Source organism: Caballeronia sp. LZ035, from assembly GCF_031451175.1.
GTDB lineage: Bacteria > Pseudomonadota > Gammaproteobacteria > Burkholderiales > Burkholderiaceae > Caballeronia.
Map to the genome: position 1 here is coordinate 1,088,576 of NZ_JARUXS010000004.1, position 16,078 is coordinate 1,104,653.

At 66.7% G+C, this 16,078-nt stretch carries 12 protein-coding genes and 1 pseudogene; 4 read left to right on the top strand and 9 right to left on the bottom strand.

Features of this window, described 5'->3' with window-relative positions:
• From QCE88_RS35355 to glgC, 4 genes are all read right to left on the bottom strand, one after another.
• A partial coding sequence (locus QCE88_RS35355) for an FAD-dependent oxidoreductase (protein WP_309910154.1) occupies positions 1-1,044 on the bottom strand: 1,044 nt, incomplete at its 3' end.
• A 26-nt stretch (positions 1,045-1,070) separates the two neighbouring features.
• Positions 1,071-1,871 carry an SDR family oxidoreductase gene (locus QCE88_RS35360; RefSeq protein WP_309910155.1) on the bottom strand — a complete coding sequence of 267 codons (801 nt, stop codon included), beginning with the start codon at positions 1,869-1,871 and terminating at the stop codon, positions 1,071-1,073.
• 55 nt (positions 1,872-1,926) lie between these two features.
• A complete protein-coding gene (gene glgA / locus QCE88_RS35365) occupies positions 1,927-3,390 on the bottom strand; it encodes a glycogen synthase GlgA (RefSeq protein WP_309910157.1) in 1,464 nt (487 codons plus the stop codon).
• Between the two features lie 38 nt (positions 3,391-3,428).
• A complete protein-coding gene (glgC, locus tag QCE88_RS35370; RefSeq protein ID WP_309910158.1) occupies positions 3,429-4,703 on the bottom strand; it encodes a glucose-1-phosphate adenylyltransferase in 1,275 nt (424 codons plus the stop codon).
• A gap of 523 nt (positions 4,704-5,226) precedes the next feature.
• On the opposite strand from glgC, the gene pdxY reads away from it, so the two are divergent.
• Positions 5,227-6,108 carry a pyridoxal kinase PdxY gene (gene pdxY / locus QCE88_RS35375; RefSeq protein ID WP_309910159.1) on the top strand — a complete coding sequence of 294 codons (882 nt, stop codon included), beginning with the start codon at positions 5,227-5,229 and terminating at the stop codon, positions 6,106-6,108.
• Here the strand turns inward: pdxY and QCE88_RS35380 are convergent, their stop codons facing one another.
• Both QCE88_RS35380 and QCE88_RS35385 read right to left on the bottom strand, forming a co-directional pair.
• Positions 6,109-6,921, bottom strand: coding sequence for an IclR family transcriptional regulator (locus QCE88_RS35380; protein ID WP_309910161.1), 813 nt, complete (start codon positions 6,919-6,921; stop codon positions 6,109-6,111). It abuts the gene before it with no gap.
• A complete protein-coding gene (locus tag QCE88_RS35385) occupies positions 6,918-7,676 on the bottom strand; it encodes a helix-turn-helix domain-containing protein (RefSeq protein WP_309910163.1) in 759 nt (252 codons plus the stop codon). The genes QCE88_RS35380 and QCE88_RS35385 overlap by 4 nt, the downstream gene beginning before the upstream one ends.
• Before the next feature lie 162 nt (positions 7,677-7,838).
• Here QCE88_RS35385 and QCE88_RS35390 point away from each other — a divergent pair, with 162 nt between their 5' ends.
• A complete protein-coding gene (locus QCE88_RS35390) occupies positions 7,839-8,798 on the top strand; it encodes an MBL fold metallo-hydrolase (RefSeq protein WP_309910166.1) in 960 nt (319 codons plus the stop codon).
• Positions 8,799-8,806: 8 nt separating this feature from the next.
• Here the strand turns inward: QCE88_RS35390 and QCE88_RS35395 are convergent, their stop codons facing one another.
• The 3 genes from QCE88_RS35395 to QCE88_RS35405 form a co-directional block, all read right to left on the bottom strand.
• Positions 8,807-9,292 (bottom strand): hypothetical protein, encoded by a 486-nt coding sequence (locus QCE88_RS35395; RefSeq protein WP_309910167.1) that lies wholly within the window; start codon positions 9,290-9,292, stop codon positions 8,807-8,809.
• Between the two features lie 329 nt (positions 9,293-9,621).
• Positions 9,622-10,446 carry a shikimate dehydrogenase gene (locus tag QCE88_RS35400; protein WP_309910169.1) on the bottom strand — a complete coding sequence of 275 codons (825 nt, stop codon included), beginning with the start codon at positions 10,444-10,446 and terminating at the stop codon, positions 9,622-9,624.
• A 179-nt stretch (positions 10,447-10,625) separates the two neighbouring features.
• Complete coding sequence (locus QCE88_RS35405; protein WP_309910171.1) at positions 10,626-12,344, bottom strand: SulP family inorganic anion transporter; 1,719 nt, start codon at positions 12,342-12,344, stop codon at positions 10,626-10,628.
• 168 nt (positions 12,345-12,512) lie between these two features.
• Between QCE88_RS35405 and QCE88_RS35410 the strand changes: the two genes are divergently transcribed.
• The gene (locus tag QCE88_RS35410; RefSeq protein ID WP_309910172.1) at positions 12,513-14,306 is read left to right on the top strand and encodes an FAD-dependent oxidoreductase; all 1,794 of its coding nucleotides are present in this window, start codon (positions 12,513-12,515) and stop codon (positions 14,304-14,306) included.
• Positions 14,303-16,049 (top strand): annotated as a pseudogene (locus tag QCE88_RS35415) (FAD-dependent oxidoreductase). The gene QCE88_RS35410 and the pseudogene QCE88_RS35415 overlap by 4 nt, the downstream one beginning before the upstream one ends.
• Positions 16,050-16,078 lie beyond the last annotated feature (29 nt).

The following is a 16,078-nucleotide window of genomic DNA, read 5'->3' on the forward strand; positions in this document are numbered from 1 at the left end:
GAACGGCACCTTGCGCTTGATCGCCTTCACGTCGGGGAAGCGCGCGGCGTTGTCGCCGGCCAGCTTGCCTTCGTCGGAGGCGTCGTGAAGCCAGGGACGCGTGCCGTCGCAATCGCCTGCAATGAAGATCGTGCTGTCGCCGCACTGCATCGTGGTTTCATCGAATAGCGGCACGCCCTTGTCGTTCAGCGCAATGCCTGCCTTGTCCAGCGCCAGCGTTTTCAGGTTCGGCGCACGGCCGGTGGCCGCCAGCACGAGATCGAAACGTTCGATGCGCGGCTCGCCTCCCGGTGACTTGAAGCGCAAGGTCGGCAGGTTATCTTCCAACGACATCGCATCGAACTTCGCGTCCGGATCGAAATAGAACTCGTCGGCGAGCGCGGCGCGCAGCGCGTCGCGTACCGGCGCATCCGTGAGCGCAGCCACGCTGCCGCCCTTGCCGAACACGAGCGCTTCGACATCAAGCCGGGCCAGCGCCTGGCCCAGTTCCAGCGCAATCGGTCCCGCGCCGAACACTGCGATTTTTGCAGGCAACGCGTGCAGTTCGAACAGGTCGTCGCTGGTGATGAGCTTGTCGCCGAACACCTTGAGCTCGTCCGGGACGCTCGGCGCCGCGCCCGTCGCGATGACCACGCGCGCCGCCTCGATACGCATGTCGTCGCCGACCATCAAGCACGTCGGCGACTCGAAGCGCGCCTGACCGCGCACGATGCAGTCATCCGGAAACGACTCCACTTCCTCCAGCACGCTCTTGACGAAGTGATCGCGCTCGCGTCGCACGTAATCGAGCGCGTGTTCGCGGTTGACCTCCAGCGCATGCGTCCCCTCGATGCCGCGCGCCGCCAGCGACCGCGCATCATGCAAACCGTTGGCCGCCGCGAGCAGCAGCTTGGACGGCATGCAGCCGACGCGCGCGCAGGTCGTGCCGAACTCACCGCTCTCGATCAGCACCGCGCGCGCGCCCGCCAGCCGCGCCGCGCGAAACGCCGCCATGCCGGCCGTGCCCGCGCCGATCACCGCCACATCCACCTTCATGTCCTTCATAAGCGTCCCCGTGTTGCTGTCATCGTTCAGCCGTTGTCCGCGAAGCCGGGATAGAGCGTCATGCCGCCATCGACGAACAGCGTCGTGCCGACGACGTAATCGCTGTCGTCAGAGGCGAGCCAGACGGCAGCCCGGCCAATGTCCTCCACCTCGCCGATGCGGCCGTATGGAATCAGCGTGAGCAGCTTCTCGAGATGGTCTGGCTGGTCCCAGGCGTCGCGGTTGATCGGCGTGCGAATGGCGCCCGGCGCGATGCCGTTCACGCGGATCCGCTGCGGCGCGACTTCCTGGGCAAGCGATTTCATCATCATCTGGATGCCGCCCTTCGACGCCGCATAGTTCACGTGCCCCGCCCACGGAATGACCTCGTGCACGGAGCTCATGCAGATGATCTTGCCCAGCGCCTTCGACACGTCGCGTATGCCGCGCCGCTCGAATTCGCGCACGGCGCGCTGGGCGGTCAGGAATTGGCCGGTGAGATTGGTGTCGATGACCTTGCGCCAGTCGGCGAGCGTCAGTTCGGTGAATTTCGCGTCCTGCTGCAAGCCCGAATTCGCGATCACGATATCGAGCGTGCCCCAGCGCCGCACGACGGCGTCGAACATGGCATCGACCTGCGCTTCATCGGCGACGTCCGCGCTGACCGCGAACGCTTCGCCGCCTTTCGCGTTGATCGCGGCGGCGAGCTTCTCGGCGGGTTCGGCGTGCGCGTGATAGTTGATGGCGACGTGTGCGCCCGCGTCGGCGAGCGCGTTCGCCACGCCTTCGCCGATACCCGAGCTTGCGCCTGTCACCAGCGCGATCTGACCTGCGAGGGGTTTGTGCATATGCTCCGTCCGTATCTGATGGTTACAGATCGGGAGCAAGGCATGCGCCCGCGCTTCAGCCGCCGGTCAGCGCCTGATACACCTCCGCATATTTGAGCGCAGCCGCTTCCCAGCTGAAGCGCTGGTCCATGCCGCGCCTGACTACGGTCTTCCAGTCGGCGCGCCGCTGCTTCAGCGCGAAAGCGCGGCGGATCGAGCCGACCATGCTGGCGCGATCGAAGGTATCGAACACGAAGCCGGTGGCGAGATCGTCGGCGAGATTTTCGAGCGAGCAATCCGTCACGGTGTCCGCCAGCCCGCCGACGCGATGCACGAGCGGCAGCGAGCCGTACGCGAGGGCATAAAGCTGCGTGAGCCCGCACGGCTCGAAGCGCGACGGCACCATCACCACGTCGCTGCCGGCGATGATCGAATGCGACAGCGTCTCGTCGAAGCCGAGTTCCACCGCCACCGCGCCCTGATGCGCCGCCGCTGCGTTCTTCATGCCGGTTTCGAGCGCCGGGTCGCCGGTGCCGAGCACGACCAGTTGCCCGCCGCGCTGCACGATGTCCGGCACCACCGACAGCAGCAGATCCAGCCCCTTCTGTTCCGTCAGCCGGCTGACCACGCCGAACAGCAGCGCATTGTCGTCGCGTTCGAGGCCCATGCGCTCCTGCAACGCCGACTTGCACTTCGACTTCCCGGAGACGCGCGTGGGCGTGTATTTGGTCGCGATGGATTCATCCACGGCGGGGCTCCAGATCGCGTAATCCACGCCGTTCAGGATGCCGGTGATGTCATGCGTGCGCGTCTGCAACAGGCCGTGCAGGCCCGCGCCGTGGGCTTGCGTCTGGATCTCGCGCGCGTAGGTGGGGCTGACCGTGGTGATGCGGTCGGCGTAATACAGCCCGGCCTTCAGGAACGACACGAGGCCATAGAACTCGACGCCTTCCACCGCGAAAAAATCGCCGGGCAGTTGCAGCGCGCCGAATTCCGACGCCGGAAACGTGCCCTGGTAGGCGAGGTTGTGGACCGTCATCACGCTGGCGGTCTTCGCGGCGCCCGCGCGCTCGAACGCGCGCAGATAGGCCGGCGCCAGTCCCGCATGCCAGTCGTGCGCGTGGACGATGTGCGGTTTCCAGTCGGGATCGGCGCCCGTCGCGATGCGTGCGGCGGCCCAGCCGAGCAGCGCAAAGCGGCGGTCGTTGTCGGCGTAGGGGCGATGCGCGGCATCGAGATACGGATTGCCCGGACGGTCGTAGAACGGGTCCGCCCGCACCACGTACACGACCACGCCATGCGGCGGCAGCACGCCGCGTTCGAGCCGGATCTGACCGATGCCGAACGCCGCGCCCAGGTCGGCGACCGGCTGCAGGTCGTCGAGCCCGGCGAGTACGGCCGGAAAGCCGGGCAGCACGACGCGCGCATGCGTGCCCAGTTGCGACTGCGCGGGCGGCAGGGCGCCGACCACGTCGGCGAGACCGCCGGTTTTCAGCAGCGGAAACATTTCTGCTGCGGCATGCAGCACGCGTACGGTCATCGGCGCTCCCGTCGATTGATTGTCATGTGAGCCCGCGTCTATCCCTGCGACAGCCGCGCGAGCGCATCCCGTGTGATGAGCGTGACGCCCGACTCCGTGCGGAAGAAGCGCGCGGCGTCGTCGTCCGGATCCTCGCCCACCACGAGTCCCTCGGGCACCGTGCAGCCCCGGTCGATCACGACGCGTTGCAGCCGGCAACTTGGCCCGACGGTGACCTGCGGCAACAAGACTGCCTCATTGATGTTACAGAACGAGTGCACCCGCACCGCCGACGAAAACACCGACTTCGACACCTGCGAGCCCGATATCACGCAGCCGCCGCAGACCAGCAGGTTGGTGATGGCGCCTTGCTGGCCGTTCAGGTCGCGCACGAACTTGCCGGGCGGAAGCTGCTCCTGGTTGGTCCAGATAGGCCATTTGCGGTCGTAGAGGTCGAGCTCCGGAATCGTGGAGGCGAGGTCGAGATTGGCGGACCAGTAGGCATCGACGGTACCGACGTCGCGCCAGTACGCAGGCGCTTCCGGGTCGCTCGACGAGGTCACGCACGACATGCTGAACGGATGCGCGATGGCCTTGCCGGTCGTCACGACGCGCGGAATGATGTCCTTGCCGAAGTCGTGATCGGTGTTCGAGGCCTCGATATTGTCCTGCAGCATCTCGTACAGGTACTTCGCGCTGAACACATAGATGCCCATGCTCGCGAGCGCGACGTCGGGCTTGCCGGGCATCGCGGGCGGATCGGCGGGCTTCTCCAGGAAGTCGGTCACGCGGCGGTTCTCGTCGACGTGCATCACGCCGAACGCCACCGCGTCCATGCGTGGCACCTCGATGCAGCCCACCGTGCAGTCCGCGCCGCTCTCGACGTGGTCCAGCACCATGCGCGTGTAGTCCATCTTGTAGATGTGATCGCCCGCCAGCACGATGACGAATTCCGGACCGATCGAACGGATGATGTCCATGTTCTGGTACACGGCGTCCGCCGTACCGCGATACCAACTCGAATCGACGCGCTGCTGCGCCGGCCAGATATCGATGAACTCGTTGAACTCGCCGCGCAGGAAACCCCAGCCGCGCTGCATGTGGCGGATCAGCGAATGAGCCTTGTATTGAGTGACGACGGCGATGCGGCGGATGCCGGAGTTGAGGCAGTTGGACAGCGCGAAATCGACGATGCGGTACTTGCCGCCGAAGTGGACGGCGGGCTTCACGCGCTTGTCGGTAAGGGGTCCGAGGCGGGTGCCGCGCCCGCCGGCGAGGACGATTGCGAGGGTCGACTTCTGCAAATCGGTGCGATTCTTGATCAGCGTCTCCATTCCTGCCTCCTGATTTGACCTGCGACTATGGATGTCCTGCCGTGTGTTCGTCCTCGTGTGCGTATGTCTGATGTCGATGCCGGGAGTGCGTGCGCAGCGCGAGGGGCTGCGCTGTCGTTCACGCATTATCAGGCGGCGTGAAGGTTCCTGTGCGGAAGTCGGCCGTTTTTTTGCCGGACGTTCGTCCTTGCGGTGGGCGTGTGCCGGTCATCGCACGCTCTGCGCAATGCCGCCGACGTTCCGGCCGAGCAAGGCGCGTGCCCTGCGATGGGGCACGAACTGGCTGCGTCCGACATGACCGGTGTCGCTCGTTCGCGCCGCTCGGCAGGCAAGGTTCGTCGATTTAAAACGACGAGGCCGTGCCGCAGTGCGTCGAGGCACGGCACAATACAAGACACGCGATGCCGGCGTGCGTCCGGAACGGGCCGGCCCGGGCAGGCGTTCCGCGCGCGCCCGCGATCGCTGCACTGCAAGGCGACGTTTCGTCGGACCGAACAACTGGAACCAAGCGGGAAATCAGAATATGAACAACGTCCTGAGCGTTCAATCGCATGTGGTGTTCGGCCATGCGGGCAACAGCGCGGCGGTCTTTCCGATGCGACGGCTGGGCGTCAACGTCTGGCCGCTCAACACCGTGCAGTTCTCCAATCACACGCAGTACGGCCGCTGGACCGGCAGCGCCTTCGATGCCGACGAGTTGCAGAGCGTGATCGAAGGCATTGGCGCGATCGGGGTGTTGGGGCGGTGCAATGCGGTGCTTTCGGGTTATCTCGGCGCGCCCGAACAGGGCCGCGCGGTGGTCGAGATCGTGAAGATGGTCAAGGCGGTGAATCCGCGCGCGCTCTTCTTCTGCGATCCAGTCATGGGCCAGACGGGCGGCTGCACGGTCGCGCCGGGCATCGAGGACTTCCTCGTCACCACGATGCCCGGCATCGCCGACGCGCTGATGCCCAATCATGTCGAGCTGGAAAAGCTCGTCGGACGCACCATCGAAACGGTGGAAGAAGCGGTGGACGCCTGTCGCGAGGTCATCGCGCGCGGGCCGCGCATCGTGCTCGTCAAGCATCTGCTCGACCGCAACAGCCGCGCCGATACCTTCAACATGCTTGCAGTCGGCCCGACCGAAGCGTGGTTCGCGCAACGTCCGCTGTATCCATTCGCGCGCCAGCCGGTCGGCGTCGGCGACCTGACGAGCGGCGTGTTCGTCGCGCGCACGCTGCTCGGCGATTCATTGCGCAATGCGCTCGAACACACGCTCGCGGCGGTCAACGCGGTGGTCAAGGCCACCTACGAAGCCGGACGCTATGAGCTCGAGATCGTCGCGTCGCAGGACGAGATCGCCAAGCCCACGGACCGCTTTCCCGCCATCCGCGTGATGGGCACCGAAACCGTCAAGCGGGCCTGACTAGCTCGCCTCGCTCGCTTCAAGCAAGCCGAAACGCCAGGACAGCCTGCGCGTCGCGGCCAGCAACGCGCGCGTGAGCGGGCCATCCGCGGCGCTGTCGAAGACGCCCGCCGAACCGATCAGCGCAAGCACCAGGCACACGCTGCCGGTGTGATCGAAGACCGGCGCGGCCAGCGAGTGAATGCCGGGCACCGGTGCATCGAGCGCCGTGTCGAAGCCCTGTTCGCGGATGCGTGACAACGTCGCGCGGTAGTCGCGGTCATCCCTCGTAGCGAACCTTGCCGGCGGCACGCCCGCGAGGCGGATGCCGTCCTGTTGCAGCAGACTCGCCCGCACGTCGTCCCCGATATGCGCCGCGAAGACCCGGCCGATCGCCGTGTTCACCAGCGACATCGCCGTGCCCATGCGCAGGCTCACGTGCTGCGGCCGTGACGATTCCTCGAGCCGGATGACGGTCGGTCCGAGCGGGCCGAGCGTGGCGGCGGCGACCGTCATCGACGTATCCGCCGCGAGCGCGACAATCTCCGCTTCGGCATCACGGATCGGCGAAAGCCGTTGCAGCGCGATCAGGCCCAGCTCGCGGCTCAATGGCCCCGCGTGGAAGCGCCCGGCTTCGTCACGCGACAGCAGTCCGACTTTCACCAGGCTCACCAGATGCGCGAACGCCTTGGCCGGCGGCATGCCGGCCGCCGCTGCAAGGTCGCGCAGCGGCAGCGGACCGTCCGCCGCCACCAGCGCGCGCAGCAGTTCGCCGGTTGCATCGAGGGCGTTGATGCCGCGCTGCGGACGGGCGTCCGGGGTGGGCATCGTCATGACAGGGCGCCGGTCAGGTCGCGTGCCGCGTGCTGCAATGCCTGCGCGAGCGCACCGTTCCAGGCGACATCGCACAGGCCGGTTGGACCGATCGCGGTCAGCGCCAGCTGCATCCGTTGCGCGGAATCGAACACCGGCACGCTCAGGCTGCTCACGCCCGGACTCGGCGCATCGATGCCGCGTTCGATGCCGCGCGCCCGGATCTCGTCGAGCCGCGCGCCGATGCCGGGCACGTCGGCTTCCGCCTGATGCGCCTGCATGGCCGCGATACTGGCGGGGGCGTCGAAGGCGCGGAAGACGCGGCCCGTCGCCGTGGCCGTCAGCGACATCACCGTGCCGACATGCAGATTGACATGCAAGGGCTGGCCGCCGCGTTCGTAGCGCACGATGGTCGGCCCCTGCGGCCCGGCGACGCTGACGGCCACGCTCATGCCGGTCTCCAGCGCCAGCGCGGCAACGCGCGGCGCCGCCGCCCGGTACGCCGGCTGCTGCTCCAGGTTCATGACACCCAGGCGCAGCGAAAGCGGGCCCGGTTCGTAGTTGCCGGTCAGCGCGTCGCGCTTCACGAGTCCGAGCCGCGTCAGGCTGACGAGATAGGTGTGCGCCTGCGCCGTCGACATCGCGGCGGCGTCCGCGAGCGCACTGAGCGCGAGCGGTGCACGCCGCTTCGCGAGCGCGTCGAGCAGACGCGCGCCGACTTCGACGCTCTGAATACCGCGTTGCTCTCGCTGGACGGCTGGGAGGGGACGAGCCAAGGCGCGCTCCGTGATTCGAGGTAAATGGGCGGTTCGACCGATCGGCCGATGCCGTTCAGTATTTACCCGAAATTTGTCTATGGCAAGTGTACTTGCTGTTGACAAAGAAGAGGCTCGCATCGATCATCGGTTCATCCTCACGAGACTGGACGGGACACGATCATGGCAAAGGCTTTCGCTTCGCAGGCGGATCTGCAGGAAAAGAAGATCACCTTCACGCAGCTCTCCGAGAACGCGTACGCCTACACGGCGGAGGGCGATCCGAACTCGGGCGTGATCGTCGGCGACGACGGTGTGCTGATCGTCGATACCACCGCCACGCCCGCGATGGCCCAGGACCTGATCGAGAAGATTCGCGGCGTCACCGACAAACCGATCAAGTACGTCGTGCTGTCGCACTATCACGCGGTGCGCGTGCTGGGGGCGTCGGCGTATTTCAAGGAAGGCGCGCAGGAAGTGATCGCGAGCCGCGGCACCTACGAGATGATCGTCGAGCGCGGCGAGCAGGACATGAAGTCGGAGATCGAGCGCTTTCCGCGTCTGTTCGCGGGCGTCGAGACGGTGCCCGGTCTCACCTGGCCGACGCTGGTCTTCGAGCGGGAAATCACGCTATTCCTCGGCAAGCTCGAAGTGAGGATCGCGCATCTCGGCTCAGGCCACACGAAGGGCGATACCGTAGTGTGGCTGCCGTCGCAGAAGGTGCTGTTCTCGGGCGATCTGGTGGAGTACGACGCAGCCTGCTATTGCGGCGACGCGCAACTCGAGGACTGGCCCGCGACGCTCGAAGCCTTGCGCGCGCTGAACGCCGACAAGCTGGTGCCGGGACGCGGCCCGGCGTTGCTGTCGCCGGCGGATGTACACAAGGGACTCGACTACACGAAGGACTTCGTCACGACGCTGCTTCAGGCGGGCCGCGAGGCCGTCGCGCAGAAGCTCGACCTGAAGGGCGCGATGGCCCACGCGCGCAAGTCGATGGACGCGAAGTTCGGCCACGTTTTCATCTACGAACACTGCCTGCCGTTCGACGTGTCGCGTGCCTATGACGAAGCGAGCGGCATCCGGCATCCGCGTATCTGGACGGCCCAGCGCGATCAGGAAATGTGGGCCGCGCTGCAGGAGTAACGAAGCGGTTATGCCTGATACGGATTGGCCGCGGCCATCGCCTTGAAGTTTTCAGGCGTAGAGAAAGCCAGATATTCGGCCTGCATGTCGGGCGTGAGGAATTCGAGCATCGTCGAGTTCTCGATCCACAGTTCGATTACGTGGAAGAAGTTGTTGCCGCGCGTGCAATGCACCGCGCGCCAGCCTTCACGCTCGCCGATCGCGATGACTTCCGCGCTCGTCCGGGGCGTCGCAATCGCCATATGGAATGCGCTGTAGCGCGGTCGTGCTGCGGTGTCCGCGCCGTAGCCCACGCTCTCTTCCTCGCCGTCGCCTGGCGTGATGACACGGTCGCCCGGATAGACCTCGATGATGCTGCCGCGCTCGTCGCCCGCGACCGCCATCCACGCGTCGGGAAACGGCGAGAACGGCGCGGCGAAGCCATCCCAGAGTTCGGCCAGCACCTGCGCGACGTGTTTCGGATCGTTGGCGGGAATCGAGGCATGGAAGATCATGGCGAGAACTCCTTTTGGGACCAGAAAACGGCGCGGCGGTGGGCGTTGCGTTGCGGTGTGGATTCTTCCAGACTCCTTTGTTATGAGTGTTTTCACACGCGTCGCGCGTCAGTGCTTATCCGACAACCACGGGGCGCCTCCGGTCAGCGCGAGAGTGACGCGGCTCCGCGTGAAGTGATCGTCATGCCCCTCGATGGCTTCCAGAAGCAGCCGCGCGCGCGATTGGAAGCCAGTAATCGTTACGGATAACAGATCATATTCTCCGACTCTGGCGGTTCAACGCTGCATGGTCCGCACTCATCGTTTGTCCTGATACGTCCGATGGATCGTCAGGCAACGAAAAACGCCACGATTGCATCGCACACGCGGCCGAACATCTGCGTGCCGGTCACAGTGACGCAGCCGCGCGCACGAGCCGCTTCGATGAACGGCGTCAGCGGCGGCTTGGTCACCACGTCGCCGACAAAAGTCGCGGGCGAAAGGCGCGAGACGTCGATCGGCAGCGGATCGCCCGCACGCATGCCCGCCGGCGATGCATTCACGATCAGGTCATAGGTCTCCGCGCCGGCGTCGTCCGCGACGTGCACCGCGCCGCGTTTCAATGCGGCGAGACGCGTGGCGAGGGCATCGGTGCGCGTGGCGTCGGAATCGCGGATGGCGAGCGTCTTCACGCCGGCATCCACCAGCGCATGCCCGATCGCCGAACCCGCACCGCCCGCGCCGATCAGCAGCGCACGCTTGCCCGTGGGTTCGCAGCCGGCGTCGCGCAGCGCCGCGACCATGCCGATGCCGTCCGACGCGCCGCCGTGCCAGCTGCCGTCTGCATTGCGCCTGAGCATGTTGACCGCGCCGAGGAAGCGGCCTTCGTCGGTCAAGGTGCTGCAGAAGGACGTCGCGCTGAACTTGTGCGGGACCGTGATGATCACGCCGTCGCAGTTCTGCAAGGGCGCGAGACCGGCGAAGAACGTATCGAGGTCGGCGGGCGCGACGTGCGCGGGAATCACGATCGCGTCCTGGCCTTGCGCGCGCAGCGCGGCGGTCACGCCGGCCGGGGAGCGCACCTGCGCAATCGGATCGCCGACGATGAAATACACGCGGGTCGCGCCGCTCAGACCTTCGTCGAGCGAAGCCGAGAAAGAGGGGTCCTGCGCCATTGCTGTCTCCATGTTGGAAATCGAGACGACCCGGAACGGTTCGCCTGTTCATGGCGAACTCTAATCTAAAGTGGAATCATGTTCAAGAATAAGAGTGATCGCTCGCAACTAATCGTCTTTATTTGAAACCGCCATGAAGTCAGAACGGTCATCGTGCAAGCGACGCCTTCAAAGACCGCCTATAGCGGATCGGGTTCGTGCATCTGCGCAGGAACGCCCACCGCCGCCAGCGCTTCATGCAAGGTTCCGAACATGTTCGCCACCCCCACCACGCGCGTCAGCCCATGCCGATCCATGTCGCCGCGCAGGAAGCGGTTCACCCGCCCGAAGCTCACCGTGACGCCGCGCGCCTGCAGGGTTTCGACGAGATCGCCGATGGTCCGCGCCGCCGAGTAATCGAGATCGGTGATCGCGCCGGCATCGACGATGAGGTGGCGCAGACCGCTGGACGCCGAATCGACGAGTTCCGTCACTTCCACCGTGAAGAAGTGATCGTTCGCATAGAACAGATCCGCGCCGAAGCGATACACGATGAGCTCCGGCGTGGTCATCGCGCCCTGCGCCGTGGGCATGAACTGCCAGCGTCCGTCGGGCGGGACGGGCGTCAGCACCATCGTGTGCGGACGGTAGCTGTGGCGCACGTGCCGCATCAGCGACAACGCCACAGCGAGCAGAATGCCGTGCTCCACGCCGATCATCACGACAGCCGCCGCCGTCACCAGCGCCAGCGTGAACTCGCCCGGACTTTCAGCGCGAATGTCCCGCAGGCTCCGCACGTTGACCAGACCGATGGCGATCGTGAACACGATCGCCGCCAGCACGCAATGCGGCAGGTAGCGCAGATAGCCGCTCAGGAACATCAGCACGACGGCGACCACCGCCGCGAACGCAACCTGTCCGAACTGGCTGCGGGTGCCGGCGCGCTCGGCCATCGCGGTCTGCGTGGGGCTGCCATTGACGACGAAAGTGCCGCCGAACGCCGCCGCCGTGTTGGCGGCGGCGAGACCGAGGATGTCGGCGTTGGTGTCGACGTCCTCGCGATACTGCTGCGCATAGACGCGTGCCGCCGCCGCGCTCTGCGCAATGATCATCACGAAGCACGAGGCCGCGACGGGCATCAGGTCGAGGAACTGCTGCCAGCTGACGGCGGGAAAGCGCAGCGCGGGCAGGCCACCGTCGATCGGTCCAAGCACCGCGATGCCATGCGCCGCGAAATCGAACATCTTGCTCGCGACGATGCTGCCGATCACCGCGATGAGCGGCATCGGCACGCGCGGCGCGGCGCGCTGACAGAGCAGGATCGCGACGATCACGAGTAGCGCAAGCCCGAAGGTCGGCCCATGAAATTGCAGCGCATGTCCGGCGACATAGGCCAGTTGCGCGAGACTGCGCGACGAAGGCACGGGCACGGTCATGCCGAGGAGATCGCCGAGCATCGCGACGGACACCTGCACGCCGACGCCCGCCAGAAAGCCGACCAGCACCGTGCGCGACAGGAAATCGGCGAGAAAGCCCAGCTTGAAGAGCCGCGCGAGCAGCAGCAACGCGGCGGTCTGCAATGCAACCATGCCGGCGAGCGCGATGTATTCGGCGCTGCCCATGGCGGCCATGGTCGCGACACGGCTGGAAAGAATGGTCGCCGTCGCCGAATCCGCCGCGACGACCAGATGCCGCGACGCGCCGAACAGCGCAAACGCGAACAGCGGCAGGAACGCTGTGTACAGGCCGGTAACGGGCGGCATTCCCGCAATGCGCGCGTAGCCGAGCACCTGCGGAATGTCCATCGAGGCAAGCGAAACGCCCGCCAGCGCATCGCGCAGCGCGGCGGCGCGATTCAGCGGAAGCATGCCTTTCAACAGCCAGGCAAGACGGGCGGGCCGGCGAGAAGAGGGCTGCATGGGCGGACGCGTGTCATTGAAGAAGCGAATCGTGCCCCAATGACCGATCGCTGCCAAGCCATGCGAGGTTCGTCGAGAGAAAAAGGGCTTTACGTCGTTCGCTAAAGTGGAATAGGATTCTGAAATAGAAGAAAGTTCAGCGAATGAGCGGGGTAACGGAGCATATCGATGGTGGAGACACTGGAACAGTTAGGGCCGGACGAGCAATTTGATGTTGTCGTCGTGGGTGCGGGCGGCGCGGGCATGTCGGCGGCGCTGGTGGCGGCCATCGATGGCGCGCGCGTGCTGCTGGTGGAAAGTACCGAATACGTCGGCGGTACGACGGCCTATTCGGCGGGCACCACATGGATACCGGGTTCCATGCACGGGCCGGGCGTCAATCCCGACGACACCGTCGCGAATGCCGAAGCATTTCTGGATCGCGCAGTCGGCGGGCACAGTGACGCCGCGATGCGTCGCGCGTTCCTCGAAGCCGGTCCGAAGGCGGTCGCGCAACTGGAGACGCATAGCGAGGTGAAGTACCGCGCGCGGCCGTTTCATCCGGATTACCTGTCGGAAGTCGAAGGCTCGACGCTGCGCGGCCGCGCGCTGGAGCCGCTGCCATTCGACGGCCGCACGCTCGGCCGCGACTTCGCGCTGATTCGTCCGCCGCTTCCCGAATTCACCGTGCTCGGCGGGATGATGGTCGATCGCGACGATGTCGGGCATTTGCTCGGCATGACGAAATCACTGAAGTCGTTCCGGCACGCAGCGACGCTGCTCGCACGGCACGCGCGCGACCGCTTGAACTCACCGCGTGGCACGCGGCTCGTGATGGGCAACGCGCTGATCGGAAGGCTGCTCCTGTCGCTGCGTCAACGCGGCGTGACGATCCTGACCCGCACCCGTGTCGATGCGCTGCACTCTGGCGCGCACGGCATCGAAGCGGTGTCGCTGAGCCAGGTCAATGAACGCCGGCGCATCCGCGTGACAGGCGGCGTGATTCTGGCAAGCGGCGGCTTCAACCGGCACGCGAAGCGGCGCGCCGAACTGCTGCCGGGCGCCGATCCCGCGTGGTGCGCGGGCGCGCCCGGACACACCGGCAACGCGCAGGACCTGGCGCTCGCGGCCGGCGCGCGGTTTGGCAAGGGCGCACGGTCGAACGCGTTCTGGGCGCCGGTGTCGACGCGCAAACGCGCGGACGGCAGCACCGCCGTGTTCCCGCATTTCCTGATGGATCGCGGCAAGCCGGGCATGATCGTCGTCGATAGCAACGGTCGGCGTTTCCTCAACGAGAACATCTCGTATCACCTGTTCGGCATCGCGATGCAGGAAGCGAACCGCACGCAGCCGTCGATTCCGGCGTGCCTCGTCACGGATGCGGAAGGATTGCGCAAGTACGGGCTCGGCACGGTGCGTCCGGGCGGCAAGGGGCTCGCGCCGTTTCTGGCCGACGGCTATCTCGTCGAAGGCAGCACGCTCGACGAACTTGCCGACCGGCTCGGCATCGACCGGACGGGGCTCGCGGATAGCGTCGCGCGCAACAACCGTTATGCGCAGACGGGCGTCGATGCCGATTTCCAGCGCGGCACGACGGCGTACCAGAACGCCAACGGCGACGCGAACTGGAGCGGCCCGAACAAATGCCTCGGACCGATTGCGCAGGCGCCGTTCTACGCGGTGCGGCTCTATCCGGGCGATATCGGCGCGGCGACCGGTCTCGTCACCGATACCGATGCACGCGTGCTCGATCGCGACGATCAGCCGATCGCCGGTCTCTACGCCTGCGGCAACGACATGCAGTCGGTGATGGGCGGCGTCTATCCGGGTCCGGGCATCACGCTCGGCCCGGGGCTCGCCTTCGGCTATCTGGCGGCGCGGCATGCGGCGGCGCGTGCGCGGCATGCATTGGTGGACGCGCGGGACGACGCGCTCGTGCTGCCCATGGAAATCGGGGCGAGCCTGCACGCGGTGTCCAAATGAGCCAGCTCCCGGTGGTCCATTGCGATGTCCTGGTGCTCGGCTCCGGCGCCGGCGGTTTGTCGACGGCGGTAACAGCGGCGCAGCAGGGCTTGTCCGTGCTGGTCTGTGAGAAGGAAGACGTGTTCGGCGGCACGACCGCGTGGTCGGGCGGCTGGATGTGGATTCCGTGCAATCCGCTCGCGACGCGCGCGGGGATCGTCGAACCGGCGGATGCGCCGCGCACGTACCTCGCAGGAGAGCTCGGCGCGCACCTCGACGCAGCCAAGACCGACGCGTTGATCGAACACGGTCCGCGCATGATCGAATTCTTCGAGCGGCATACGGCGGTGCGTTTTATCGACGGCAACCGCATTCCCGATTTCCACACGACGCAAGGCGCGGCCGCCGGCGGCCGCTCGGTGGGCGCGATGCCGTTCGACGGCCGTGCGCTCGGTCCGCTGCTCGACCGTCTGCGGCCGCCGCTCGCCGACATGACGGTGGCCGGCATGGCGATCGCATCGGGCGCCGACCTGACGCATTTTCTGAACGCGACGCGCAGTGCCGCGTCGGCGTGGCATGTGGCGCGGCGCTTTGCGGCGTTCGCGTGGCAGAAGCTGCGCTACGGCCGCTCGATGCATCTCGTCAACGGCAATGCGCTGGTCGCGCGGCTGTTGAAATCGGCGGCGGATGCGGGTGTCGATCTGCGCACGCGCGCGAAGGCCGTGACGCTTTTGCACCGGCGAGGCGCGCGTGACGGGCGCGCGCGTCGAAATCGACGGCGTGCCGCATGACGTGCTGGCGAAGCGCGGCGTAGTGCTCGCTTGCGGCGGCTATCCGCACGATGCGGCGCGTCAGGCGCGCACGTTTCCCTGCATGCCGCACTGGTCCGCCGCGCCCACGAGCAATACCGGCGACGGCATTCGCGTGGGCATCGACGTTGGCGCGCATTTCGACGACACGCTGGAGACGCCCGCCGCGTGGGCGCCCGTCTCGCTCGTGCCGCGCGCGCACGGCGCGAAGGCGGCGTTTCCGCATCTGATCGAGCGCGCGAAGCCCGGCGTGATCGCCGTGACGCGCGCGGGGCGGCGCTTCACGAACGAGGCGTCGTCATATCACGATTTCGTCTCGGCGCTCATCGGCACGGTGCCGCACGGCGAGGAAGTCTGCGCGTGGCTCGTGTGCGATCACCGGTTCCAGCGCCGCTATGGCCTGGGCGCGGCCAAGCCGTTTCCGTTTCCGCTCGGGCCGCTGCAACGCGCCGGCTATCTCAAGTCCGCGCCGACGCTCGAAGCGCTGGCGCAGGAATGCGGCATCGACGCGCGCGGTCTCGCCGATACCGTCGCGACCTATAACACGTACGCCAAAGACGGTTTCGATCCGCAATTCCACAAGGGCTCGACGCCGTACAACCGCTTCCAGGGCGATGCGCTGCACCAGCCGAATCCCTGCGTCGCGCCGCTCGCGAGCGGCCCGTTCCATGCGGTGAAGATCGTGCCCGGCAGCCTCGGCACCTTCGCCGGACTTTCCACCGACGCCCGCGCCCGCGTGCTCGACGCCTCCGCTGCGCCCGTCGCCGGGCTGTATGCGGTCGGCAACGACGCCGCGAGCATGATGGGCGGGCACTATCCGGCCGGCGGCATCACGCTGGGCCCGGCGATGACCTTCGGCTATCTCGCCGGCCTCGAACTGGCGCGGTCGCCGCTGCATGACGGCAGCGGCGGGCCCGCGCCCCCCCCCCCCAACACCCCCGCCACGACATTTTAAAGGACCGAAACCCCACCCAGTCGGGTGCG

Coding starts and splice junctions, on each gene's coding strand:
- QCE88_RS35360 (WP_309910155.1), bottom strand. CDS start 1,871: ATGCACAAACCCCTCGCAGGTCAGATCGCGCTGGTGACAGGCGCAAGC.
- glgA (WP_309910157.1), bottom strand. CDS start 3,390: ATGACCGTACGCGTGCTGCATGCCGCAGCAGAAATGTTTCCGCTGCTG.
- glgC (WP_309910158.1), bottom strand. CDS start 4,703: ATGGAGACGCTGATCAAGAATCGCACCGATTTGCAGAAGTCGACCCTC.
- pdxY (WP_309910159.1), top strand. CDS start 5,227: ATGAACAACGTCCTGAGCGTTCAATCGCATGTGGTGTTCGGCCATGCG.
- QCE88_RS35380 (WP_309910161.1), bottom strand. CDS start 6,921: ATGACGATGCCCACCCCGGACGCCCGTCCGCAGCGCGGCATCAACGCC.
- QCE88_RS35390 (WP_309910166.1), top strand. CDS start 7,839: ATGGCAAAGGCTTTCGCTTCGCAGGCGGATCTGCAGGAAAAGAAGATC.
- QCE88_RS35395 (WP_309910167.1), bottom strand. CDS start 9,292: ATGATCTTCCATGCCTCGATTCCCGCCAACGATCCGAAACACGTCGCG.
- QCE88_RS35400 (WP_309910169.1), bottom strand. CDS start 10,446: ATGGCGCAGGACCCCTCTTTCTCGGCTTCGCTCGACGAAGGTCTGAGC.
- QCE88_RS35405 (WP_309910171.1), bottom strand. CDS start 12,344: ATGCAGCCCTCTTCTCGCCGGCCCGCCCGTCTTGCCTGGCTGTTGAAA.
- QCE88_RS35410 (WP_309910172.1), top strand. CDS start 12,513: ATGGTGGAGACACTGGAACAGTTAGGGCCGGACGAGCAATTTGATGTT.